The organism is Mesorhizobium sp. WSM4837, from assembly GCF_055811435.1.
Map to the genome: position 1 here is coordinate 104,069 of NZ_JBVVQE010000006.1, position 22,396 is coordinate 126,464.

Genomic DNA, 22,396 nt, shown 5'->3' on the forward strand with positions numbered 1-22,396 from the left:
TAGCGGCGGTCCCACATAAGGCATGGACTTGTGAACGGCGGCGCCCCGCCAGGAAGGCGGTTTGCGGGCGGTTCAAAATGGACGATTGCTTTCGTTCATGTCAGGATAAAAGCGAAATTCTTGCGCGCAGTTGCCGGTTCCGATGCCTGAGATCGTCACCAAACCCCGCACCAAGACGAAGCCGAAGATCGAACGGCCGAAGCTCTACAAGGTCATCCTCCTTAATGACGATTTCACGCCGCGCGAGTTCGTGGTGACGGTGCTCAAGGGAGAGTTCAAGCTGAGCGAGGACCAGGCTCGGCGGGTGATGATCACCGCGCACCAGCGCGGCGTCTGCGTCGTCGCCGTCTTCACCAGGGACGTCGCCGAGACCAAGGCGACACGGGCGACCGATGCCGGAAAGGCCAAGGGCTACCCGCTGATGTTCACGACGGAACCGGAGGAGTAGTGCCGGCTGCGGGAGAAGGTGGATTGGCGTGCAGCGCCAAGACGGTTGAGGGTACTGGACGGAGTGCGGTGATTGACAACTGCTCATCGCCGAGGCACGTTCGCAGCGCTGCGTAGGGCGCATCGGTGTAACGTCGAAAGGGCAATGCCCGCCTATACTGTAACCACAGTTGCGCCCATGCCGAATCTCGAAAACCTCAAAAAGCAGGCCAAGCAATATTTGCGGTGGCACCGCGAACGGTACTATCCGGTCGCAGCCGAGATCAGGGCTGCGTTGCCACGCTTCCAGCATCTCGATGACAATCAGGTACTGGAAGCAAATTTCAAGCTCAGCGACGCGCAGGAACTGATCGCGCGTCAATCGGGGTTCGAGGGATGGCAGGCGCTCAAGACAGGAGCCCCAGCCATGACAGATCAGAAAAAACAGACCGTACCTGCACCCGTTCTGAGTTCAACCTCAGCGCAGTTGTTCGTCACCGACATCAAAGCGTCGTTCGAATTCTTCACCACCAAGCTCGGCTTCGGAGTCGACTTTGTTTACGGCGACCCGGCATTTTACGGACAGGTGACACGTGACAATGCGCAACTCGCGCTGAGGCTGGTTTGCGAACCTGTGTTCGTTGGCGATATACGGCAACGTGAACACCTGCTCTCCGCCGGGATCACAGTCGATACTGCAGACGAGATTAAACAGCTCTTTCTGAATTTTCAGGCCGCAGGGGTGCCCTTTCACTAAGTCCTCAGGAAAGAACCCTGGGGTGCCAGAAACTTCATTGTTATGGATCCAGACGGAAATCTCATTTTGTTTGCTGGCCCGGGCGACTGAGCCGTCTGCGTCGTCGCCGTCTTCACAAGGGACGTCGCCGAGACCAAGGCGACTCGGGCGACCGATGCCGGCAAGGCCAAGGGCTACCCGCTGATGTTCACGACGGAACCGGAGGAGTAGCGCGCCCGCTTCCCTTCCTCCTGTGGGAGAAGGTGGATTGGCGCGCAGCGCCAAGACGGTTGAGGGGTGCTGGACGGAGTGCCGTCGCTGCCAAGCTGGAACACCCCTCATCCGACCGAGCGGAGCCTGTCCTCGGGCTTGCCGGAGGCAAGACCCGTGGGCTCGGCCACCTTCTCCCACAAGGGGAGAAGGAAAATCGGCGTCGCTACCGCCCCTCGCGGTACCACATCGAGCCCAATGCCAGCAGCAACAGGCCGAGGCCGAGGAACCCGCCGAACAGCGGCACGCGCGAGACGGCCTTCAGCACACTGTCGTCGGTGGTGCGCAGGCCGATCCAGTCGTTGCCGGCCGCCGCGCCCGTGGAGCGGACCGGGACGACCGACGGCAGCGTCACGCCGCCGGCGAGATTGCCAAGGGTCGACGATTGCGCCAGCCGGCGCACGCTGCCGCCGGTGGCCTCGGCCGGCGCTCTCAGCCGGTTCTCGGTGGAGACGACGTCGGTGAATTCCGGTGCGTTGACCGGGCCGACATGGGCAAGCGCTTTCAGGTCGCCATTGCCGACCTGATAGAGGCCGATCTCGCTGGTCTCGATGCTGCCGAGGAAGACGCCGGGTTCGGCTCTCTCGAGCTTGACGGTCATCGCCTTGCCGGACGGGGTGATGATCTGCGCCGGGCCGGGATCGTCGCTCATCGTCTGGCGGCGGATTTCCAGCATCATGCCGCGGCCGTCGGCAGTCAGCCGCTCCTCCTCGAGTTCGGGCTCCTTCATCAGCCAGTGGGCGATGCGGCGATAGAGCTGGACATGCGGGCCGCCGCCCTCGAAGCCGCGCGCCCACAACCAGCCCTGGTCGGACAAAAACATGCCGACGCGGCCTTCACCCTTGCGGTCGAGCAGCAGCAGCGGACGGTTGTCGGCGCCCTTCATTACCGCCTCGCCCCCGGGGTTCTCGACGCCGATGGTGCGGAACCAGCGGCTCCAGTGCGGCGGCTCGGTGGCGGAGCCGTCAAGCCCGCGCGTCACCGGATGGCGCTGGCCGAGCTCGGTGAGGCGCGGATAAAAGGCCTTTTCGACGACTTCGCCGGTCGGCATCGCCGGCAGCGCCGACATCAAAGGCGTGCGGGCGATGGAACTTTCGCCGGCATATTCGGGTCCTGCCGCGATCAGCAGCGCGCCGCCCTTTTCAACATATTCGGCGATGTAGTCGTAATAGAGGACCGGCAGCACGTCGCGGTGCTGGTAGCGGTCGAAGATGATCAGGTCGAAATCCTTGATCTTCTCAACGAACAGTTCGCGCGTCGGGAAGGCGATCAGCGACAATTCGTTGATCGGCGTGCCGTCCTGCTTTTCCGGCGGCCGCAGAATGGTGAAGTGGACAAGATCGACCGAGGCGTCGGATTTCAGAAGGTTGCGCCAGGTGCGTTCGCCGGCATGCGGTTCGCCGGAGACCAGCAGCACGCGCAAATTCTCGCGGATGCCGTCGATCAGCGCGATGGCGCGGTTGTTGGTGTCGGTGAGTTCGTCGGGCTCGGGATCGATGGCAAGCTCGACGATGTTGCGGCCGGCGCCGGGAATGGTCACCTGCAGCGGCATGGCCTGGCCGATGGTGGCGCGCTCGACCGAAACCTGCTCGCCATTGACCGAGACGCGCACATCGACCGAGCCCGCCTCGTTGTTGGTGCCGATGACGCGATAGGTCATTTCGAGCGGCTTGCCGACCAAACCGAAGCGCGGCGCATTCTCGAAGCGGATGCGGCGATCCTTTTCCTGGTCGTTGCCGGTGATCAGCGCGTGCAGCGGGGCGTTGAAGTCGGGCGTGCCGCCCGGGGCGTCATGCACCTCGCCGTCGGTGATCATGATGGCGCCGCCGATGCGCGAAGGCGGCACGTCGCGGAAAGCGCTCTCAAGCGCCCCGAAAAGCCGCGTTTCGGTGCGCTCCTCGGCGGCTTCCGACTTGCCGGCCTCGACGACGCGGATGTCGAATTGCTTGAAGCGGCCGAGGCGCTGCTGAAGCCCGGCCAGCGCCTCGTCGGTCTGCCTGGTGCGCTCGCCAATGTCCTGGCTCTGGCTGCGGTCGACGACGACGGCGACGACGCTTTTCAGCGCCTCGCGCTCTTCGTCGAGCAACACCGGGTTGAGCAGGGCCGCAGTCAGCGCCAGCAGGGCGGCAAAACGGAAGACCGCGCCGCGCTGGCGGAACCACAGGCCGACCAATGCCAGCAGCAACAGCGGCGCCAGCACCAGGCCGAGCAGCGGCCAGGAGATGAGCGGTTCGAAGGCGAGCGACAAGTTCATGGCTTACTGCCCCAGCCGTTCGAGCAGCACCGGCACATGCACCTGATCGGATTTGTAGTTGCCGGTCAGCATGTACATCATGATGTTGACGCCGCCGCGCAGCGCATAAATGCGCTGCATCGGATCCGACGGCACGGTCGGCAAAAGCGGGTCGCCATTCTCGTCGACCGCCCAGGCGCCGGCGAAATCATTGGCGGTGATCATGATCGGCGAGACGCCGTCGCCGGTGCGTACCGGGCGGTTCTCGGTGTTGCTGGCTTCGAGCGACGCCGCGACCCAGAGCGGGCCGCCGGCGAAGCGTCCGGGAAACTCAGGCAGGATGTAGAAGGATTTGGTCAGCACATGGTCCGACGGCACCGGCTCCAGCGCCGGCACGTTGAGGTTGCCGAGGATGTCGCGCAGCCGCTCCGTCGCCGGGCTGGCCTGCTCCGCGCCGATGCCGGTGGCGAACTGGTCGCGCGTGTCGAACAGCACCGTGCCGCCCTGCTGCATATAGGCGTCGACGCGGGCGATCGCGGCCTGGCTCGGCATCGGCGCGGCAGGATCGATCGGCCAGTAGATCAGCGGATAGAAGGCAAGCTGGTCCTTCGAGATATCGACGCTGGCCGGCGCCCCCGGCTCAAGCGCGGTCTTCTCGATCAGAAAGCGGGTCAGGCCCTCCAGCCCGGCCTGGCTGATCGAATCGACGCTCCGGTCGCCGGTCTGCACATAGCCGATCCGGGTTTTCGAAATGTCCTCGATCGCCCGCTCATCACCGGGTTTGGCATCGTCGGCGCGGGCGATGTCGGTGTGGCCGACCAGGGCGCCGAGCGTAATCAGCAGGGCGGCGGTGGTTGCGGCGGCCGTGCCGGCGCGGCGCGGCCGGCGCGATAACAGGCCGCCCATCCAGAACACCGCCAGCGTATCAAGGACCATCAGCAGGAGAGCTGCCGCCACCAGCGGGCCCTTCAAATTGTGCGATTCGTCGAAAGCGTACTGGACGGTGGTGACCGGCACGGTGATCTGAGGACGGACCAGCGGCGCCAAGCGGCTTTCGGCATTGAGCAGATTGTGAGCGATGACGCCGGTGTCGGAGCCATACAGGCCGGGCGGATTCTCGAACGTCACCGGCAGCGGGCCGGCACCCGGCACCAGCGGCCGTGCATCCGGCGTCGGCGGCACCAGCGTGCCATCGGCTGATATCATGCGGTAGGGCGCCAGCGAGGCGGCGGCGGCTTCGGCATTGGCGACCGCCGCACCCTGGTTGCGCGACAGTTGCACGATGCGGCGCAGCATCTCGACGAAACTGCCGGAGATCGGCAGGTTCGACCAGGTCGCCTCCGGCGTGACATGGAACAGGACAAGCGTGCCTTTGCCCTTCTTCATCCCGGTCACCAGTGGCGTGCCGTCGGCAAGCGTGGCCCAGCTGCGCTCGACGATATCGGGCGTCGGCTCGGCCAGCACCTGCCTGGTGACGGTGACCTCGGCCGGTGGAGCGAGATCGGCGAAGGGGCCGGTCTTCGGAAAATCGGTGACCGGCTGCGGCGTCGTCCACGACAGCGCGCCGCCGAGCGAGCGCTCGCCGGTGCGCAGCCTGACCGGCAGCAGGTCGTCGTCATTGCCGGCGGCGACCAGCCGCGAGCCGGCGAAGCGCACCAGCGTGCCGCCATTGTCGACCCAGTCGACCAGCCTTTGCCGCACCTGCTGCGGAATGGTGCCGACATCGGCCATGACGATCATCGCCGGCTTCTGGTCGAGGAGCTGCGGGATGGCGTCGGCAAGGTCGGCGCTCGACGGCTCGGCCAGATCGGCGAAGGGCTGCAGCGCGCGGCGGATGTAGTACAGCGGCGACAGAAGCGGCTGCGCCTGGTCGGCTTCGGCCTGCGACAGCAGTCCGACGCGGCGGCGCTTGGAACTCTCGTCGAGCACGCGAACGGCGCCGGCCTGCCGCTGACCGTCGAGCGTGATCGAGGCGAAGTCGTTGCGCAGCTCGAAAGGCACCGCCATCGTGCCGGTGGCGGTGGATTCGCCCGGCGAGAAGGTCAGCGTGGCGTCGGCGATGCGGCGGCCCTTGTCGTCGAAGGCGCCGGCGGTCACCTGAGCCGGCGCCGGATCGCCCGGCGCGCGGATGGCGGTCAGCTCGAAGCCGTCCACCTGGTTGTCGGCGCCGGTCAGGCCGATCAGGCCAGGCCGGTCGGAGGCGGCCCAGACGACACGGGCGGCGTTCTTCGACAGAAGCGTGTTGAAGGCGGCCTCGTCGCCTTCCGCCGCCAGACCATCGGCGAGCACGGCGACGCTGGCGCCCGGCAAGCTCTCCAGGGTTGTCGCGACGCGGGCATAGACGGCCGGGCGGTCGGTCGGGATCGGCCGCGGCTTTGCCGCGCGCAGCCGGTCGAGCGCGGTGGCGGCGTCGAACGGGCCGATCTCGGCATTCGGTTTTTCGGCGGTGAAGGCGATGATGACAGGCACGTCGTTGGAGCTGGCATCGGCGATCAGCCGTTCGGCAGTGGCGACGCGCTGGCCCCAGTCGGCGGCACTTGCCCAGTCATTGTCGATGACCAACGCAAGAGCGGTGCCCTCGGCCGGCAGTCTTTCACGCGGGTTGAAGACAGGTTCGGCCAGCGCCGCAACGATAAGGGCCGCCATCAGCAGCCTGAGCAGCGTCAGCCACCACGGGCTCTGTTGCGGCGTCTCCTCGCGCTTCAGCACGCGGGCCAGGATCTTCAGCGGCGGGAAGACCTCAGTCTGCGGCTTGGGCGGGGTGAACCGCAAAAGCCACCAGATCACCGGCAGGGCCAGAAGGCCCCACAGCACCATCGGCGCTCCGAAGGAGAGCGGCAGCCAGCTCATGCGCGGATCCTCCCGGCTGAGCTGCCATCGACGGTCATCGCCATGTGGACACGCACCAGCGCATCGGAGGCGAGGCGGTCGGTGTGGTTGACGGTAAAGCTCCAGCCGAGGCGCTTGCACCAGTCGGTCAGTTCCTGGCGGCGGGCGATGTAAAGCAGTCGGTAGTCATCGCCCAGCGTTTCGGCGCGGCCGGCGGTCAGCTTGTCGCCGGTCTCGGGATCGGTGAATTCGGTGCGGCCGGCATAGGGGAATCTCTCCTCGGCCGGGTCGGCGACCTCGATCAGATGGGCACGCACGCCGTGGCGGGCGAGCACGTCAAGCCAGGCGATGGTGTCCTCGACCGGATCGAGGAAGTCGCTGACGATGACGATGTCGCAGAAGCGGCGGATGGCGGACAGGTCGGGCTTTGCCGGCAATTCGCCGGCATGGCTGAGTTGTGCTGCGATCCGCTCGGCGCCGTTGCGGGCGGTGAACGGATCGGTCAGCCCGGGCCAGGCGATGCGCTCGCCGCTGCGCGACAGAAGCTCGGCCATGGCCAGCGCCAGCACCAGCGCGCGGGACTCCTTCGAGACGGTGGCGCCGGTCGATTTGTAGAGCATGGAAGGCGAGGGATCTGCCCACAGCCACACCGTATGGGCGGCCTCCCATTCGCGGTCTCGCACATAGATGTGGTCGTCGCGGGCCGAGCGGCGCCAGTCGATGCGCGAGGAGTCGCCCTCGACATAGGGCCGGAACTGCCAGAAATTCTCGCCGATGCCGCGCTTGCGGCGGCCGTGCCAGCCGGCGATCACCGTGTTGACGATGCGACGCGCCTCGACCAGCAGGTCCGGCACCAGCGATGCCCGCAACCGGCCGCGGGCGAGCGCGTCACGCGTCGCCGCCGGAGCCTGGGCCTCGCCTATACGCGCCATCAGATGCCTTTTGCCAGTTTCGCCACCACGTCACGCACGGTCGTGCCCTCGGCACGGGCGGCAAAGGTCAGCGCCATGCGGTGCTGCAGCACCGGCTCGGCCAGCGCTCTGATATCGTCGATCGACGGCGCCAGCCGTCCGTCATAAAGGGCGCGGGCGCGGGCGCACAGTGTCAGCGACTGGCTGGCGCGCGGGCCCGGGCCCCAGGCGACGTGCTTGTCGGTCTCGGCATTGCCCTGGCCGGGGCGCGCCGAGCGCACCAGTTGGAGGATCGCCTCGACGACGCTTTCCGGCACCGGCATGCGGCGAATGAGGGTCTGGATCTCCTTCAGCCGCGCCGGCTGCAACACGTTCTGCGCCTTGGCGTCCTCAATGCCGGTGGTCTCCAGGAGGATGCGGCGCTCCGCCTCGATTTCCGGATAGAGGATGTCGACCTGCATCAGGAAACGGTCAAGCTGCGCCTCGGGCAGCGGATAGGTGCCCTCCTGCTCCAGCGGGTTCTGCGTCGCCAGCACGTGGAAGGGCGCCGGCAGGTCATGGCGGACACCGGCAATGGTGACGTGGTATTCCTGCATCGCCTGCAGCAGCGCCGACTGGGTGCGCGGCGAGGCGCGGTTGATCTCGTCGGCCATCAGCAGTTGCGCGAAGATCGGCCCGGAGATGAAGCGGAACGAGCGCTTGCCGAATTCGTCCTGCTCCATCACCTCGGAGCCGAGAATATCGGACGGCATCAGGTCGGGCGTGAACTGGATGCGGCGGGAATCGAGGCCGAGCACGATGCCCAGCGTCTCGACCAGCTTGGTCTTGGCGAGGCCGGGCACGCCGACCAGCAGCGCATGGCCGCCTGCGAGCAGCGCCACCAGCGTGCGTTCGACGACGCTTTCCTGGCCGAAGATGACGCGGCCGACGCCCTCGCGAACCCTGGAAATGTCGGCCAGCGCCGTCTCGGCCAGGGCGATCATGTCCTCTTCGCTGATCGGGCTTTCCTTGATCATCACGCTCATGCAGCATCGATCCTTCTCGTTGGAAATACCGGCTTGCAGCTTCGACGCCACAGAGTGCCGCGATTCGGCCTCGCGTGGCGCCCGTCTTTGAACTTAAATCACTGACTTAGGCTGACAAGCGGAACAACAGTGACTATTTCGTGACCATGACAGAACGCGCCGACGATCGTGAAGGAAGTTTGACGGCAGCGACCGAGGCGCGCGGACTGGAGGCGCTGATCTCGCGTGCCGCCCGCGCGGGCAACGGGCCGGCGCCGGTGGATCGTTGGAATCCGGCCTTTTGCGGCGATCTCGACATGGAGATCCGGCAGGACGGCACCTGGTTCTACCAAGGCACGCCGATCGGCCGCATGCCGCTGGTGCAGCTGTTTTCCTCCGTGCTGCGCAAGGACGAAGACGGCAGGACCTACCTGGTGACGCCGGTGGAAAGGGTCGGCATCCGCGTGGTCGACGCGCCCTTCATAGCCGTCGAGATGGATGTTTGCGGCACCGGCGATGGCCAGGTCATCACCTTTCGTACCAATGTCGGCGATGTGGTCGAGGCCGGGCCGGAGCATCCGCTGCGCTTTGTCGACGAGGAGGCAACCGGCGGCCTGAAACCCTATGTGCTGGTGCGCGGACGGCTGGAGGCGCTGCTGGCGCGGCCGGTCATGTATGAATTGGTCGAGCATGGCGAGGAGATCGAGGTCGGCGGCCGAAGGATGTTTGCCGTCCGCTCGAAGGGTGCGGTCTATCCGATCATGCCGGCGGAAAAACTGCAGCGGCTGAGCGCGTGAGCGGGCGACGCCAAATGGCGGGGCATGATGGACCAGGTGACGCGATGAACCAGGTGACACTATGGACCAAGTGACGCCGGCGCCGTTTTCGGCCGCGGATTTTCGCGCCCGCGTCGCGGCGCAGCCGCTGGCGCATGCCGCCGACGATTATGGCGACCATCGCTTCAACCCGGGACATCCGCGTTTGAAGCTCGCAAAGGCGCTGCGCGATGCCGCCGTGCTGATCCCGGTGGTCGATCATGGACGCGATGCAACGGTTCTGCTGACCAAGCGGGCGGAAAAGCTGCGCAGCCATTCGGGGCAGGTGGCCTTTCCCGGAGGCACGATCGATCCTACCGATCCGAGCCCGGAGGCGGCGGCATTGCGCGAGACATTCGAGGAGATCGGGCTTGGCCAGGATCGGGTCGAGATCATTGGCCGCATGCCCGATTACGTCTCCGGCAGCGGCTACCGGATCGCCCCGGTGCTGGGAATAGTGCGGCCGGACTTTTCACTGACGCTGAATTCCGAGGAGGTCGACGCCGCCTTCGAAGTGCCGCTACGCTTTCTGATGGACCCGGCCAACCACGGCCGCGACAGCCGCATGTGGAACGATCTCGAATGGGTCTTCTACGAAATGCCCTATGACGGACAGCGCATCTGGGGCGTCACCGCGGGCATCATCCGCACGCTCTATGAAAGGCTCTATACGTGAGCGGCCGGGTGTCGCTCGCGGGCAAAGCCGACTGGCTCGGGGAACGGCATTTGCAGCGCCTGCTGGCGGCTTTGGCGGATGGCGGCGAGGAGGCGCGCGTCGCCGGCGGTGCGGTGCGCAATGCGCTCATCGGCCAGCCGGTTGCCGACGTCGATATCGCCACCACGACCGTGCCTGACGAGACCATCCGCCGCGCCGAGGCGGCGGGTTTCAAGGCGGTGCCGACCGGCATCGAGCACGGCACCATCACGATTGTCGCCGGCGGCAAGCCATTCGAGGTGACCACGCTGCGCGCCGACATCGAGACCGACGGACGGCGGGCAAAAGTGTTGTTCGGGCGCGACTGGAAGGCCGATGCGGAACGACGCGATTTCACCATCAACGCGCTCTATGCCGAGGCCGACGGCACGATCGTCGACCTGGTCGGCGGCATTGCCGATGTCGAGGCGCGCCGGCTGCGCTTCATCGGCGATCCGGAGGCGCGCATCCGCGAGGATTATCTGCGCATCCTACGCTTTTTCCGCTTCTTCGCCTGGTATGGCGACGGCCGGCCGGATGCCGAAGGGCTGAAGGCTTGCGCCCGGCTCAAGGAGGGGCTTGGCCAACTCTCGGTCGAGCGCGTCTGGTCCGAACTGAAGAAGCTGCTGTCGGCCCCCGATCCATCGCGCGCCCTGCTGTGGATGCGCCAGGCGGGCGTGCTCACCAGCGTTCTGCCGGAGAGCGAGAAATGGGGCATCGATGCGATCCATGCGCTGACCAGGGCGGAGAAGGATCTCGGCTGGACGCTGGACCCGCTGCTCAGGCTGGAAGCGATCGTGCCGCCGGACGCAGCGCGGATGAAGACGCTCGCCGAGCGGTTGAGGTTCTCCGTCAGCGACGCCGGTCGCCTCAGGCAGTGGGCGCTGACAGCGCCCGTCGGGCCGAAGACGACCGAAGCGGAACTCGCAAAACGGCTCTATCGCGGCGATCGTCAGGGCCTTGTCGATCGCTTGCGGCTGTCGCTCGCTTCCGCTCGAGCCCGCGCCGTCGAGGACAACGACGCGCTGCTCGAAGCTGGCGGCTTTTCGCGGCTGCTGGCCTTTGCCGGAAAATGGAAAAAGCCCGACTTTCCGCTCAAGGGCGCCGATCTGACGAGGCTTGGCGCGTCGCCCGGGCCGAAACTCGGCGCAACCCTGAAGAACCTCGAAAACGAGTGGATCGAGTCCGGCTTTGCGCTGGATCGCGGCGCACTTCTCAAGCGCGCCGCAGAAGCACTCGAAAATTAGGCAAATCAGGCCGCGTCGCGAGCCTTTTCGATGCGCGAACGGATCGCTTCGATCATCGTCTCGCGAATGATCGTCTCGCCATGCGTCTCACGCATATGCTCGACGGCACGACGCATGATCTCGGCTTCCTCGTCGGCGCGCGTATGCCAGTCACAACCCGGAACCAGCGAGCCGCAGTGGAATTCCTTCATCGGATTTCTCCCTTTCCTCCTCGGAGTGCCGCATCTGCTCTGACGCGGAAGCTCCAGCACCTTTGATCGACGCATGATCTCTGTCGGAAACCGGTTCGGTTTTCGGGTCATGCGCTGGCCGAACCAGCATAACACGATCGGATGGTTTTGGTTGCTGCAGAGACCGAAAAAGGCGGAGCATCGCTGCTCCGCCCTCTTGACGCTACCCCGGAGGCAAGACCTCGTCTTGCTCCAGCGGGCAGGCCATCACTTCACGATCCTGACTGCCTCGGCAATTTTGTGCTTGCCGCTCATGTCCCACGAAACGCGGACCTTTTCGCCAGCCTTCAGGCCAGGATTCTTGAAGGCCTTGGGCAGCGTAAAGGTAGATCCGTCATCCAGAACGAGGCTCATGGCCGTTCCATCGTAAGTCTTGATTGTGCCCGTGGTGTGCTTGACCGCTGCGAAGGCAGCGCCACCAGAGGCAAGAACGGCGGCAGCCGCAACCGTCATAATAAGCTTGCGCATGGCATGCTCTCCTGGAAATGAAGGCACCATTTTTCGGAGGTGCCCCACTCAATCATGGGCCGTCCGGTCGCGTCGGGTCGCGGTTCCAGGGAGGCGAGAACCGCCGGCGTTTCCCGGCCCGTAACGAAAAATAGTCTTGCTTTTTCAAATGGATATTAGACGAAAAAGATATTCTGCGCGCCACATTCGCCGCCAGAATCCTGCGATTTGGACCCGATTGCGACTCACGTCCAACTCACCGAGATTTTACGGCCATTTCACCTCTGGCGGCAGGCTGGACAGGATCGCGGCAACGTTGCCGCCGGTCTTCAGCCCGAAGATGGTGCCGCGATCGTGAAGCAAGTTGAATTCGACATAGCGGCCGCGGCGAATGAGCTGTTCTTCGCGGTCGCCGTCGGTCCAGTTGTCGTTGAAATTGGCCCGCACCAGATGCCCGTAGACGACGAGAAAAGTGCGCCCGACATCCTGGACGAAGTTGAAATCGGCGTTCCAGCCGCCTCTGTCCTCGTCCGAATGCAGCCAGTCGAAGAAGATGCCGCCGGTGCCGCGCGGTTCGTTGCGGTGCGGCAGATAGAAATACTCGTCGCACCAGGCCTTGAATTTCGCGTGGTCGGCGACGCCAGCGTGCTTCTCGCAGGCAAATTGCATGGCGCGGTGGAAGGCGACCGTGTCCGGGTCCCCCTGGCTGCGGCGACGGTCGAGCACCGGCGTCAGATCGGCGCCGCCGCCGAACCATTGGCGCGAGGTGACGACCATGCGCGTGTTCATGTGCACCGCCGGCACGTTGGGGTTCCACGGATGGGCGATCAGCGAAATGCCGCTCGCCCAAAAGCGCGGGTCTTCCTCGGCGCCCGGCATCTGCTTCCTGAACTCCGGCGAGAACTCGCCATAGACCGTCGAGGTGTGGACGCCGACCTTCTCGAAGACGCGGCCGCGCATCATCGACATGGTGCCGCCGCCGCCCTTGCCGGCGTCGCGCTGCCACGGCGTCTTTTCGAAGCGGCCGGGCGACCATGAGGCCTGCGGCCCCTGCAGGTCCTGCTCGATCTGCTCGAAGGCGGCGCAGATGCGCTCGCGCAGCGTCTCGAACCACAGCCGCGCCTTCATCTTCTTCTGTTCGATGTCGGCCGGCAGCCCCGCCGGTATTTCGGGTCGTTGCAAATGCTGTCTCCTGTTGTCGGGCGTACCCCGACAAATGACTCGTCTTTTCCGGCCGCGATCCCTAATCTCTTAGGTGCAAGGGTCAAGTGTGAATGGAGTTCTTTCGTGCGCACTCCGGCAAGACCGCCGCTGGATGGCCTGAAGAAGAGGCTCGACCGTTCGCGCGCCGAGCGCGAGCGCATGCCGCGCGACGGGTTTTTGCGCGAGACCTTCGTCCTGCCGCGCTCCGACGCGCGGCTCAAGGCGAAGGAATGGTTCGAGCGCTTTCCCAAGCAGGCCTACTGGACCGAGATCGAAAGCTGGTTCGAGCGGCCGGGCGACGTCATCGAATTCACCATCAGGCGATTGCCGGCGGCGGATTAGCGAGCGACCAACAACCGCCTTGCGCCCGGGCCTTGGGCGCTCAGCCGGTCTTCCTTGTTGCGCAGCGGGCACTTGTCGATCGACATGCAGCCGCAGCCGATGCAGTCGGTCAGCCCGTCGCGCAGCTTCTTCAACTGGGCAATCTTGCGATCGAGCTGGTCGCGCCAGGCGGTTGAAAGCACATTCCAGTCCCCGCGCGTCGGCGTGCGGCCTTCAGGCAGCGATGCCAATGCCTCGCCGATCTCGGCCAGTGAGATGCCGACCTCCTGTGCCACCTTGATGATCGCCACCCGCCGCAGCACGTCGCGGCCGTAGCGCCGCTGGTTGCCGGATGTGCGGTGGCTGCGGATCAGGCCGCGCGCCTCGTAGAAATGCAGCGCCGACACTGCCACCCCGCTGCGCGTGGCCACCTGGCCGACCGTCAATTCCGTCACCGCAGCCATTCGAATTTTCCGCTTGACCTCAAGTTAAGTTGAGCTTGTAACGAAGAAACCCTTGATATGCAAACCGCAGGAGAAGGCGATGTGCGCCTGGGTGAGAATGACAAGCGACCGTGCTGTCGTCGGCGAGAAAGCCGCCATAATCGCTGCGCCCGCTGAGGCTCTGCAAATCCTATCCGAGCTGCCGGATCGCCTCGCCGGCTACCATGGCGACGGAAAGCGCGACGTTGATGCTGCGCGCGCCCGGCTGCATCGGGATGATCAGTCTGGCATCCGCCGCCTCGTGGACAGGATCCGGCACGCCTGCGGATTCGCGGCCGAACAAAAGAATGTCGGCGTCGGCGAAGGCGAAATCCGTATAGGCGGTCGCGGCTCTGGTCGACAGCAGCACCAGCCGCCGCGCTTCGCCCCTGCGCCAGTTCTCGAAGGCTTGCCAGTCGACATGCCGGGTCAGCGCCGCCATTTCGAGATAGTCCATGCCGGCCCGTTTCAGCGCCCGGTCGGAGAGCGGGAAGCCGGCCGGTTCGATGATGTCGACGCCGAGACCGAGGCAAGCCGCGAAGCGCAGGATTGTCCCGGTGTTGCCGGCGATATCCGGTTGGTAGAGCGCGATGCGGAGACGGTTGTTCATTTCCGCATCCTTCTAATAAGTGGCAGATCGGCCACAACAGGTTCGCGGTTTTGGAAATTGCTGGACCGGCGGGTGGTCATTTTCTGCGAAGTCGGTTATACGCCGGGCATTGTCAACCCGAACCGATGGAGGGGTAATTCATGATGATCATGCACATCCAGCGCCCCTCATGTGGGCTTACCAGCCTGCCGGCGGTTTCGGTTCGACGATTCTCCTGACCTTTTAGACCTCGATCGCACCGATTCTTAGCCGAAACCCTTTTTCGGTCTTCGAAGGAATCCTGCGATGTTTTTCAAGCTGTCGAAGGGGCTGACCGCCCCGCCTGAGCACGCCGCTGTTCAACCCCCGCCTTTCGCTGGCCATTCACCTGCGAACAGGCCGGATTTTCTTCCCTATTTTCACATGGAGGACGGACCGATGTTCGATCCCTGCAAAATTCCCGGTTCAAGAAACCTGCACGAGCGCAGGATGGCGACCTGGGCGCTTTTGGTCGGCGAAACCTACTCGTCGGCGGTTCACGCCGAAACCCGCCGGCGCCCGCATCGCGGCATGCTGCCGGACGTCGATTTCTCGCGCGCGGTTCCCGACCGCAGCCGGCCGTCGCTGGTGCGCCGGATCATCAGGCTGATCCGCCCTGGCGCAAAAACCGGCGCGAAACTCCGGGTCGTCGACACAGCGCTGTCAGGATCGTCAAACGAGCCTGTCGGCGAAAAGCCCGCGACATCCTATATTGCGCGAAGCAGGATCGGCGGCCCGGGTGATTCCGGGACGCCGGTCCTTGCTGCCACGCGACCCATGACGCCATGCGCTCCCAGGACGCTACACGCTCCCGCGCGGCGAGAGCGAAAACGAGCATGTGAGTACCAAGACAATGTTCCGCTGGTTTGAAACAAGGCTCGATCCGTTCCCTGCCGAGGAGCCGGTCGAGCCGCCGAAGACGCTGATCGCCTTCTGCGTGCACTATACGCGCGGCGCTTGGCTCTACATCGCAATCGATGCGATGCTGGTGACGGCTATCGCCCTTGCCGAGGTGTGGATGTTCGGCTTCATGGGCCGGATCGTCGACTGGCTGTCGGTGCAGAATCGCGAGACATTCCTGCAGACCGAGGGCTGGACGCTCGCAGGCATGGCTTTCATCGTGGTTTTCGCACTGCCGGCGACGGTCTGGTTCCATGCGCTCCTCAACCAGCAGACGCTGATGGGCAACTATCCGATGCGTATCCGCTGGCAGGTGCATCGCTATCTGCTCAAGCAGTCGATGGCCTTCTACCAGGACGAGTTCGCCGGACGCATCGCGACCAAGCTGATGCAGACGGCGCTCGCCGTGCGCGAATGCGTCATCAAGCTTATCGACGTGCTCAATTATGTCGTGGTCTATTTCCTCGGCATGCTGTTGATTGTCGGCTCGGCCGACTGGCGGCTGGCGGCACCGCTTGCCGTCTGGCTTGCCGGCTATGTCTTGCTGCTGCGCTATTTCATCCCGCGGTTGGGCAAGGTCGGCGAGGAGCAGGCCAACGCGCGCTCGACCATGACCGGCCGCGTCGTCGACAGCTACTCCAACATCCAGACGGTCAAGCTGTTCTCGCATGCGCGGCGCGAGGCGTCCTTCGCCCGGGAAGGCATGGCCGGCTTTCTCGATACGGTCTACCGATCGATGCGGTTGGTGACGCAGCTCTACGGCCTGCTCTACGTCCTCAACTCACTGCTGTTGTTTTCGGTCACTGCGATCTCGCTGTGGCTTTGGCTCGGCCAGGTGGTGACGATCGGCGCCGTCGCCCTGGTCATCGGCCTCGTGCTTCGGCTCTGGGGCATGTCGCAATGGATCATGTGGGAGATGTCCACCCTGTTCGAGAATATCGGCACGGTGCAGGACGGCATCAGCTCGATCTCGCTGCCGCGCGTCGTCGAAGACAGGCCTGGCGCCAAGGACATTGTCGTGACCAAGGGCGAGATCCGTTTCGAAGACATCCGCTTCCACTACGGCAAGCAGAAAGGCATGATCGAACGCCTGTCGCTGACGGTGAAGCCGGGCGAAAAGGTCGGCATCGTTGGCCGCTCGGGCGCCGGCAAGTCGACGCTGGTCAACCTTCTGTTGCGCTTCTACGACCTTGAAAGCGGCAAGATCCTGATCGACGGCCAGGAAATCGCGGCGGTGACGCAGGATTCGCTGCGCGCCCAGATCGCCATGGTCACGCAGGATACCTCGCTGCTGCATCGCTCAGTGCGCGAGAACATCCTTTATGGCCGACCGGACGCCAGCAACGAGATGCTGGTCGAGGCAGCACGCCGCGCCGAGGCGCTTGATTTCATAGCAAGGCTTTCGGACGCCAGTGGCCGCACCGGTTTCGATGCGCATGTCGGCGATCGTGGCGTCAAATTGTCAGGCGGCCAGCGGCAACGCATCGCGATTGCCCGTGTCATGCTGAAGGACGCACCGATCCTCATCCTCGACGAGGCGACGTCTGCGCTCGATTCAGAGGCCGAGGCGGCGATCCAGGAGAACCTTTACAAGCTCATGCAAGGCAAGACCGTCATCGCCATCGCGCACAGGCTCTCGACCATCGCGGCGATGGACCGGCTCGTCGTCATGGACAAGGGCCGCGTCATCGAGGAGGGTTCGCATGAGCAACTCGTCGCCAGCGGCGGGCTCTATGCGCAGCTTTGGCAGCGTCAGTCGGGCGGCTTCCTGCTCGACGAGGGTGCGGCCGCCAACGATGCCATTGTGAAGGGTCAAGCAGCGGAATGATGGGCCGCAGAATGATGGCACCAGAATGATGATTGCCGTCTATCGCTGGTTCGAGAACTGGGTCTATCCGTTCAGGGAGCCCGCGAGCCTTCGGCCACCGGTCAGCGTCAGCGGTTTCCTCTGGCACTATGTCGGCCAGGCGAAGGTCGCCTTCTTCGCCATGCTTGTCATCGGCGGCATTGCGCCGCTGGTCGAGGCTGGGCTGTTCTACTTCGTCGGCAGGCTGGTCGACATTCTCGACCAGCTCCCTGGCGAGCGCAGCTGGGACGCGCTGTGGACTGCCGCCGGTCCCGAACTTGTCTTCATGGCCGCCGTGGTGCTGGTCGTCCGCACCATCGTCGTAGGCCTGGCGGCGCTGGTCGACGAGCAGACGATCACCCCCGGCTTCTACAATCTGGTGCGCTGGCAGGCGCACCGCCATGTCTCGCGCCAGTCCTACAACTTCTTCCAGAACGATTTCGCCGGCCGCATCGCAACAAAAGTCTGGCAGGCCGGGCAGGCGACCGGCGATTTGATGCAAAGCTTCATCGAGGTCGTCTGGTTCATGGTCGTCTATACGGTGACGACGCTGGTGCTGGTCGCCGGCCTCGACTTGCGGCTGGCGGCGCTGGTGGTGATCTGGATCACCGCCTTCGGCTGGCTGGCCAGGCGCTATCTGCCGGCGATCCGCAAGCATGCCGAACGAACCGCAGAGGCCGGTTCGATGATCACCGGCCGCTTTGTCGATTCCTACTCGAACGTGCAGACGCTGAAGCTGTTCTCCGCCGATGGCGACGACCGATACATCAGGAGCGGCTTCAACATCTATCTCGATGCGCTGCGCCCGTTCACCCGCAGGCTGACCGGCGTGCGCATGGCGCTGACGACGCTGTCGGGGATCATGATCACCGCGATCGCCTGTTTTGCCGTCTATCTCTGGATCGAAGGCTCGATCACCGTCGGCGCCGTCGCCTTCACGCTGTCCCTGGTGTTGCGGCTCAACATGCTGCTCGGCCGGCTGATGATGCAGCTCAACAGCATCCTGCGGAATCTCGGCGTGCTGGAAAACTCGAAGGCGCTGATCTCGCAGCCGCTCGGCCTGACCGATGCGCCCGACGCCAGGGAGCTTGTCGTGACCGGCGGCCGGATCGAAGTGAACAACGTCGAGTTCCACTACGGCAAGGGGTTTGGCGTGCTCAACGGCATCGACCTTGTCGTGCGGCCGGGCGAGAAGGTCGGACTGGTCGGGCCGTCCGGCGCCGGCAAGACGACGCTGGCCAATCTGATCCTGCGCCTCTACGAGCTCGAGGGCGGCAAGATCACCATCGACGGCCAGGACGTCTCGAAGGTGACGCAGAATTCGCTGCGTGCCAACATCGGCGTCGTCAGCCAGGATACCGCGCTTTTCCACCGTTCCTTGCGCGACAACATCAAGCTTGGCATGCCGGAAGCAACCGACGCCGAGGTGATCGCGGCCGCGAAGAAGGCCGAGGCGCACGACTTCATCCTCGACTTGCGCGACAATCGCGATCGCCAGAGCTATGAGGCCTTTGTCGGCGAGCGCGGCGTGAAATTGTCGGGCGGCCAGCGCCAGCGCGTGGCGATCGCCCGCGTCTTCCTCAAGGACGCGCCGATCCTGATACTCGACGAGGCAACGTCGGCGCTTGATTCCGACATCGAGGCGGCCATCCAGGAAAATCTGGCGAGGCTGATGGAGAACAAGACGGTCATCGCAATCGCGCACCGGCTGTCGACCATCGCGGCACTCGATCGCCTGGTGGTGCTCGACGGCGGCCGCATCGTCGAACAAGGCACGCATGACGAACTGGTCGCTATCGACGGGCTTTATGCGCGGCTGTGGAAGCGGCAGTCCGGCGGCTTCCTGTTCAACGAGGAGAGCGTGCTGGAGGAGACGCGGCCGGCGGAGTAGGGCCAGATTTCAGCAAAAAACGGAGTGAATCATGTCGGTGAGAATGCCATCGAATTTCGGACGGTCGGGAGCGCGGGAGAGCGCGCTCGACCTGCTCGGCCATGAAATCCTCGGCGAAAAGGCGGCGGCGCTCGGCCGCGCCGGCCGGCGGGTGGATGAAACGCTGGCGAGGTTGCGTGAACATGGCGAGGATGGCGAACGTCGTGCTCGCCTGCTCAGGGACGCGGCGGAGGCGGTCCATGGCTATTTCATCCAGCGCGAATTGTGCGGCTTGCGCAAGCACGACGCAGTGATCCGGGAATACAACATCCCCAAGGCCGTGCTGGCCAGGCTTGGCGCGAAATAGACAATAGTGTTGAAATCTGACGCTTGGTACCGAAGACGAAATAAATACCGATTTCGACCCGTTCCAGTCGTCCAGATTCGCTCGCGCTACGGAATAAGTTGACCCGAAGCCGCCCTTCATCAGCCCATTTCGCTGCCTGATAGCTGACATTTTTGGCAACCAGCACTGATGGCTCGGAAGCCTGCTGGCGGGGTTGAAGCCATGGACCAGCCAGCGCTCGTTCTAAGACAAACAGTATTTCGCTGATCGTATCCATGGCCCCCCTTGCACAAAGAAATCCGTGACAATCCCGTTCTCTGGTTGTTGGCCTTTGTGCCTGCGGTGTTCGTCGCCCAAGCACTCGAGCCCGAAGCACACACGCTGCTTTTTGTGCTTTCCGTGCTGGCGATCGTGCCGCTGGCCGCGCTGCTGAGCTACGCCACCGAGTCGGTGGCGACCAAGACGGGCGATACGGGTGGGCGGCCTTCTCAATGCGACGCTGGGCAACCTCACCGAACTGATCATCTACTCACTGGGTCTGGTATTCTCGCTTAAAACGCATCGGGAGTTTTTCGGCGGCGGGGATCCCCATCCGGACGCAGGCGAATCGATGTTGCCGGCGCCCGTAGCTCTGGGGACGGCGGCCTGTCTGACCGTCAAAGGTTCGGAGCGGCTTGAGACAATTTGCCGGTCTCGGGAACAAAATTTGGATCGATGACGTTTCTTCCAGTTAATGACGACGTTTCGCATACGGCAAACATTGCCACCAGCGAGGACGCGATCATGAGGTTCCTGTCAGGCATAGCGACCTCCCTGGTCGCCACTTTTGCACTTACGAGCACTGTTCCAGTTGATGCCGCACCGATCTTCGTGCCCAGGGCACAAAGCGCGCAGTCCGATGTCATCCAAATTCGAGATGGCTGGTACAGGGGTTATCGCGGCTACCGCCACTATCGTCCGGGATACCATAGGCACAACGACTTTTGGTTCCCCGCCGGCGCATTTGTCGCTGGAGCGCTGCTCGGCAGCATGATCGCCAACAACAACGGCTACTACGGCGGGTATTACCGAAGCGGCTTCTACGGCGATCCGTATTACGGCGGAACCTATTACGGCAGACCTTATTATGGCAGACCTTATTATGGCGGATCCTATTATGGCGGATCCTATTATGGCGAACCGTATTACCGCGACCGGTATTACCGCAACCGGTATTATGGCGACCGGTATTATGGCAATGGGTATCACTCAAACAGGTCCTATCGCCCATGCTCGCCCCGGGAAGCCGATTCCGGTAATTGCTACTAGCGCGGCCTGTCGCGACACATTCTACCGCCTATCGCGAATTTGACCTTGATGTGCCCACATGGCATCATGGAATGGTAGCTGGACTGCGAAGACAAGACTTCTTGCCGCGGCGGCCGATCCCTTCAACGTGCGGCTGGCAGCCTGCCTCAGTCGACTACCCTGCTGATTTACGTCTTGCGGTTGGGTGGGCATGAATTGAGCCCAACGAACCTGGCAAGACGTCGATCTGCCTCTGTGTTCTATTCTCGAACGGTTTCGAGTGGAGGAGAAAATGGCCAACATCAAAGACACAGCTTTAGACATAAATGCGGCGCCGCCGAGCGCTGAGCAATTGCGAATGGCTCTCCTAGAGGAGCAGATGGCGGAGGCAGACAAGCAGGAAAAGCTGCGGGCGCGAGAAAATCAGGAGCTCACGAAGTTCACAGAAAGTTTCCTCAAGGACCAGGTGAACGACAATGAAATCGCGATGGTCCGCCGCCTGGTGATGAACGCTGTCAAGAACGGCAAGTACGAAGCACTAGTATATAGTTTTCCGTCGGCCCTTTGCACTGACAGCGGCCGAGCCATCAACAGCGCTGATCCGCAATGGCCCGAAACGCTCCAGGGCAAGGCCAAGCAGCTCTATGAGCGCTACCAGAAGAATGCGAAGCCGCAAGGTTACAAGCTTAAAGCCATGGTTATTAACTTCCCAGGCGGAATACCTGGTGACATCGGCTTCTTTCTCAGTTGGGCCCCGGAAACAAAATAGGTTCCGAGTGCCACTCGGTCAGAACACGTCCGGCACCAGGTTGCGCGGAGTTGCATCGTCCACGAAGTTGTCGGGCCGCTTCTGGCGTTTGCTGAAGTTAGGTTTTTCGAACTCGACGCGCTCATAGGGGATGGAGCTCAGAATGTGCGAAATGCAGTTGATGCGCGCGCGCTTCTTGTCGTTTGACGGCACAATCCACCAGGGCGCATGCCTTGTGTCTGTTGCACGGATCATCTCGTCGTAAGCGCGGGTGTAATCCCACCAGCGGTTGTACGATTCGACATCCATCGGGCTCAGTTTCCACTGTCGAAGGGGGTCGTCGGCCCGCTGTCGAAAACGCCGCTCCTGTTCTTCCTCACTCACATCGAGGAAGTATTTGAGCAGCGTTATGCCGCTTTCGACCAGGGCGGTTTCAAACGTGGGCGCCTGTTCGAGAAAGCGCCGCGCCTGCTTGTCGCTACAGAAACCCATGACGCGTTCGACGCCAGGACGGTTGTACCAGGAGCGGTCGAATATCACGATCTCGCCTCCGGCGGGCAGGTGCTGGATGTAGCGCTGCATGTAGATCTGGGTCTTCTCTCGATCGGTCGGAGCCGGCAGGGCGACGACGCGGAACACTCGTGGGCTGACCCGCTCGGTCAGGCGCTTGATCACGCCGCCTTTCCCGGCGGCGTCACGGCCCTCGAAAATGATCGCGATGCGGGCACCAGACTTCTTCACCCAGGCCTGAAGGTGGGCAAGCTCAACATGCAACCGGGCGAGTTCCTTCGCATATTTTTTTCCTCCCGATTTCGCTTCCTCCGCCGGTTCGGATATCGTAGCCGCCGCCCTGTCTCTATTCTTCTTACTCATGTCTTCCTCCGCTCCACTGGCACGCAGCCATTAAAATGACAGTTGGGTGA

At 63.7% G+C, this 22,396-nt stretch carries 21 protein-coding genes and 3 pseudogenes; 14 read left to right on the top strand and 10 right to left on the bottom strand.

Going from position 1 to position 22,396, the window contains the following annotated elements:
* Nucleotides 1–142: 142 nt before the first annotated feature.
* The 3 genes and pseudogenes from clpS (AC0L3D_RS05370) to clpS (AC0L3D_RS05380) form a co-directional block, all read left to right on the top strand.
* Nucleotides 143–448 (top strand): ATP-dependent Clp protease adapter ClpS, encoded by a 306-nt coding sequence (gene clpS / locus AC0L3D_RS05370; RefSeq protein ID WP_023799954.1) that lies wholly within the window; start codon nucleotides 143–145, stop codon nucleotides 446–448.
* A gap of 177 nt (nucleotides 449–625) precedes the next feature.
* Nucleotides 626–1,273, top strand: a pseudogene (locus tag AC0L3D_RS05375) (VOC family protein).
* Nucleotides 1,274–1,276: 3 nt separating this feature from the next.
* Nucleotides 1,277–1,393 (top strand): annotated as a pseudogene (gene clpS, locus AC0L3D_RS05380) (ATP-dependent Clp protease adaptor ClpS); the annotation flags it as partial.
* 205 nt (nucleotides 1,394–1,598) lie between these two features.
* On the opposite strand, the gene AC0L3D_RS05385 reads toward clpS (AC0L3D_RS05380), so the two are convergent.
* Genes AC0L3D_RS05385 through AC0L3D_RS05400 form a run of 4 tightly spaced genes read right to left on the bottom strand, consistent with a single transcriptional unit; the run spans nucleotide 1,599 to nucleotide 8,430 of the window.
* The gene (locus AC0L3D_RS05385; protein ID WP_287260211.1) at nucleotides 1,599–3,686 is read right to left on the bottom strand and encodes a hypothetical protein; all 2,088 of its coding nucleotides are present in this window, start codon (nucleotides 3,684–3,686) and stop codon (nucleotides 1,599–1,601) included.
* A gap of 3 nt (nucleotides 3,687–3,689) precedes the next feature.
* A complete protein-coding gene (locus AC0L3D_RS05390) occupies nucleotides 3,690–6,515 on the bottom strand; it encodes a DUF4159 domain-containing protein (RefSeq protein WP_287227516.1) in 2,826 nt (941 codons plus the stop codon).
* On the bottom strand, nucleotides 6,512–7,426 hold the full coding sequence (locus AC0L3D_RS05395) for a DUF58 domain-containing protein (RefSeq protein WP_023799950.1): 915 nt from the start codon (nucleotides 7,424–7,426) through the stop codon (nucleotides 6,512–6,514). The genes AC0L3D_RS05390 and AC0L3D_RS05395 overlap by 4 nt, the downstream gene beginning before the upstream one ends.
* Nucleotides 7,426–8,430 carry an AAA family ATPase gene (locus AC0L3D_RS05400; RefSeq protein ID WP_023799949.1) on the bottom strand — a complete coding sequence of 335 codons (1,005 nt, stop codon included), beginning with the start codon at nucleotides 8,428–8,430 and terminating at the stop codon, nucleotides 7,426–7,428. Before AC0L3D_RS05400 ends, AC0L3D_RS05395 begins: the two co-directional genes overlap by 1 nt.
* Before the next feature lie 146 nt (nucleotides 8,431–8,576).
* Between AC0L3D_RS05400 and AC0L3D_RS05405 the strand changes: the two genes are divergently transcribed.
* The 3 genes from AC0L3D_RS05405 to AC0L3D_RS05415 all read left to right on the top strand — a co-directional run bounded on the left by AC0L3D_RS05405 (nucleotide 8,577) and on the right by AC0L3D_RS05415 (nucleotide 11,165).
* Nucleotides 8,577–9,206, top strand: a complete 630-nt coding sequence (locus tag AC0L3D_RS05405) for a DUF1285 domain-containing protein (protein ID WP_023799948.1) — start codon at nucleotides 8,577–8,579, stop codon at nucleotides 9,204–9,206.
* Between the two features lie 61 nt (nucleotides 9,207–9,267).
* A complete protein-coding gene (locus AC0L3D_RS05410; protein ID WP_128169702.1) occupies nucleotides 9,268–9,900 on the top strand; it encodes a CoA pyrophosphatase in 633 nt (210 codons plus the stop codon).
* Nucleotides 9,897–11,165, top strand: a complete 1,269-nt coding sequence (locus AC0L3D_RS05415; protein WP_128174429.1) for a CCA tRNA nucleotidyltransferase — start codon at nucleotides 9,897–9,899, stop codon at nucleotides 11,163–11,165. The genes AC0L3D_RS05410 and AC0L3D_RS05415 overlap by 4 nt, the downstream gene beginning before the upstream one ends.
* A gap of 5 nt (nucleotides 11,166–11,170) precedes the next feature.
* Here the strand turns inward: AC0L3D_RS05415 and AC0L3D_RS05420 are convergent, their stop codons facing one another.
* The 3 genes from AC0L3D_RS05420 to hemF all read right to left on the bottom strand — a co-directional run bounded on the left by AC0L3D_RS05420 (nucleotide 11,171) and on the right by hemF (nucleotide 13,024).
* Nucleotides 11,171–11,356, bottom strand: a complete 186-nt coding sequence (locus AC0L3D_RS05420; protein ID WP_023799945.1) for a DUF1059 domain-containing protein — start codon at nucleotides 11,354–11,356, stop codon at nucleotides 11,171–11,173.
* A 246-nt stretch (nucleotides 11,357–11,602) separates the two neighbouring features.
* A complete protein-coding gene (locus AC0L3D_RS05425; protein WP_473643371.1) occupies nucleotides 11,603–11,863 on the bottom strand; it encodes a DUF1344 domain-containing protein in 261 nt (86 codons plus the stop codon).
* Between the two features lie 246 nt (nucleotides 11,864–12,109).
* Nucleotides 12,110–13,024 (bottom strand): oxygen-dependent coproporphyrinogen oxidase, encoded by a 915-nt coding sequence (gene hemF / locus AC0L3D_RS05430; protein ID WP_128174433.1) that lies wholly within the window; start codon nucleotides 13,022–13,024, stop codon nucleotides 12,110–12,112.
* 105 nt (nucleotides 13,025–13,129) lie between these two features.
* Between hemF and AC0L3D_RS05435 the strand changes: the two genes are divergently transcribed.
* Nucleotides 13,130–13,387 (top strand): hypothetical protein, encoded by a 258-nt coding sequence (locus AC0L3D_RS05435; RefSeq protein ID WP_006202578.1) that lies wholly within the window; start codon nucleotides 13,130–13,132, stop codon nucleotides 13,385–13,387.
* On the opposite strand, the gene soxR is transcribed toward AC0L3D_RS05435, so the two are convergent.
* Entirely contained in the window at nucleotides 13,384–13,830 is a 447-nt protein-coding gene (gene soxR, locus AC0L3D_RS05440) for a redox-sensitive transcriptional activator SoxR (protein ID WP_023799942.1), read from the bottom strand. The two genes, AC0L3D_RS05435 and soxR, sit on opposite strands and share 4 nt — an antisense overlap.
* A 169-nt stretch (nucleotides 13,831–13,999) precedes the next feature.
* Complete coding sequence (locus AC0L3D_RS05445) at nucleotides 14,000–14,458, bottom strand: tRNA (cytidine(34)-2'-O)-methyltransferase (RefSeq protein WP_128169704.1); 459 nt, start codon at nucleotides 14,456–14,458, stop codon at nucleotides 14,000–14,002.
* Nucleotides 14,459–14,875: 417 nt separating this feature from the next.
* On the opposite strand from AC0L3D_RS05445, the gene AC0L3D_RS05450 reads away from it, so the two are divergent.
* The 7 genes and pseudogenes from AC0L3D_RS05450 to AC0L3D_RS05480 all read left to right on the top strand — a co-directional run bounded on the left by AC0L3D_RS05450 (nucleotide 14,876) and on the right by AC0L3D_RS05480 (nucleotide 21,494).
* Nucleotides 14,876–15,346, top strand: coding sequence for a hypothetical protein (locus AC0L3D_RS05450; RefSeq protein WP_287120850.1), 471 nt, complete (start codon nucleotides 14,876–14,878; stop codon nucleotides 15,344–15,346).
* Entirely contained in the window at nucleotides 15,330–17,204 is a 1,875-nt protein-coding gene (locus tag AC0L3D_RS05455) for an ABC transporter ATP-binding protein (RefSeq protein ID WP_128174450.1), read from the top strand. The genes AC0L3D_RS05450 and AC0L3D_RS05455 overlap by 17 nt, the downstream gene beginning before the upstream one ends.
* A 25-nt stretch (nucleotides 17,205–17,229) precedes the next feature.
* Nucleotides 17,230–19,113 carry an ABC transporter ATP-binding protein gene (locus AC0L3D_RS05460; RefSeq protein ID WP_128174435.1) on the top strand — a complete coding sequence of 628 codons (1,884 nt, stop codon included), beginning with the start codon at nucleotides 17,230–17,232 and terminating at the stop codon, nucleotides 19,111–19,113.
* Nucleotides 19,114–19,144: 31 nt separating this feature from the next.
* A complete protein-coding gene (locus tag AC0L3D_RS05465) occupies nucleotides 19,145–19,459 on the top strand; it encodes a DUF6665 family protein (RefSeq protein WP_128174437.1) in 315 nt (104 codons plus the stop codon).
* Between the two features lie 264 nt (nucleotides 19,460–19,723).
* Nucleotides 19,724–19,964, top strand: a pseudogene (locus AC0L3D_RS05470) (calcium/proton exchanger); the annotation flags it as partial.
* Between the two features lie 188 nt (nucleotides 19,965–20,152).
* Nucleotides 20,153–20,746 carry a BA14K family protein gene (locus AC0L3D_RS05475; protein ID WP_473643373.1) on the top strand — a complete coding sequence of 198 codons (594 nt, stop codon included), beginning with the start codon at nucleotides 20,153–20,155 and terminating at the stop codon, nucleotides 20,744–20,746.
* A gap of 271 nt (nucleotides 20,747–21,017) precedes the next feature.
* Nucleotides 21,018–21,494, top strand: coding sequence for a hypothetical protein (locus tag AC0L3D_RS05480; RefSeq protein WP_023799934.1), 477 nt, complete (start codon nucleotides 21,018–21,020; stop codon nucleotides 21,492–21,494).
* Nucleotides 21,495–21,512: 18 nt separating this feature from the next.
* Here the strand turns inward: AC0L3D_RS05480 and ppk2 are convergent, their stop codons facing one another.
* A complete protein-coding gene (gene ppk2 / locus AC0L3D_RS05485) occupies nucleotides 21,513–22,346 on the bottom strand; it encodes a polyphosphate kinase 2 (protein ID WP_128169706.1) in 834 nt (277 codons plus the stop codon).
* Between the last annotated feature and the right edge of the window lie 50 nt (nucleotides 22,347–22,396).

Coding starts and splice junctions, on each gene's coding strand:
- ppk2 (WP_128169706.1), bottom strand. CDS start 22,346: ATGAGTAAGAAGAATAGAGACAGGGCGGCGGCTACGATATCCGAACCG.
- AC0L3D_RS05395 (WP_023799950.1), bottom strand. CDS start 7,426: ATGGCGCGTATAGGCGAGGCCCAGGCTCCGGCGGCGACGCGTGACGCG.
- AC0L3D_RS05420 (WP_023799945.1), bottom strand. CDS start 11,356: ATGAAGGAATTCCACTGCGGCTCGCTGGTTCCGGGTTGTGACTGGCAT.
- clpS (WP_023799954.1), top strand. CDS start 143: ATGCCTGAGATCGTCACCAAACCCCGCACCAAGACGAAGCCGAAGATC.
- AC0L3D_RS05450 (WP_287120850.1), top strand. CDS start 14,876: ATGTTCGATCCCTGCAAAATTCCCGGTTCAAGAAACCTGCACGAGCGC.
- AC0L3D_RS05480 (WP_023799934.1), top strand. CDS start 21,018: ATGGCCAACATCAAAGACACAGCTTTAGACATAAATGCGGCGCCGCCG.
- AC0L3D_RS05405 (WP_023799948.1), top strand. CDS start 8,577: ATGACAGAACGCGCCGACGATCGTGAAGGAAGTTTGACGGCAGCGACC.
- AC0L3D_RS05475 (WP_473643373.1), top strand. CDS start 20,153: ATGACGTTTCTTCCAGTTAATGACGACGTTTCGCATACGGCAAACATT.
- AC0L3D_RS05385 (WP_287260211.1), bottom strand. CDS start 3,686: ATGAACTTGTCGCTCGCCTTCGAACCGCTCATCTCCTGGCCGCTGCTC.
- AC0L3D_RS05465 (WP_128174437.1), top strand. CDS start 19,145: ATGTCGGTGAGAATGCCATCGAATTTCGGACGGTCGGGAGCGCGGGAG.
- AC0L3D_RS05455 (WP_128174450.1), top strand. CDS start 15,330: ATGTTCCGCTGGTTTGAAACAAGGCTCGATCCGTTCCCTGCCGAGGAG.
- AC0L3D_RS05445 (WP_128169704.1), bottom strand. CDS start 14,458: ATGAACAACCGTCTCCGCATCGCGCTCTACCAACCGGATATCGCCGGC.
- AC0L3D_RS05390 (WP_287227516.1), bottom strand. CDS start 6,515: ATGAGCTGGCTGCCGCTCTCCTTCGGAGCGCCGATGGTGCTGTGGGGC.
- AC0L3D_RS05410 (WP_128169702.1), top strand. CDS start 9,268: ATGGACCAAGTGACGCCGGCGCCGTTTTCGGCCGCGGATTTTCGCGCC.
- AC0L3D_RS05425 (WP_473643371.1), bottom strand. CDS start 11,863: ATGCGCAAGCTTATTATGACGGTTGCGGCTGCCGCCGTTCTTGCCTCT.
- AC0L3D_RS05400 (WP_023799949.1), bottom strand. CDS start 8,430: ATGAGCGTGATGATCAAGGAAAGCCCGATCAGCGAAGAGGACATGATC.
- AC0L3D_RS05460 (WP_128174435.1), top strand. CDS start 17,230: ATGATGATTGCCGTCTATCGCTGGTTCGAGAACTGGGTCTATCCGTTC.
- soxR (WP_023799942.1), bottom strand. CDS start 13,830: ATGGCTGCGGTGACGGAATTGACGGTCGGCCAGGTGGCCACGCGCAGC.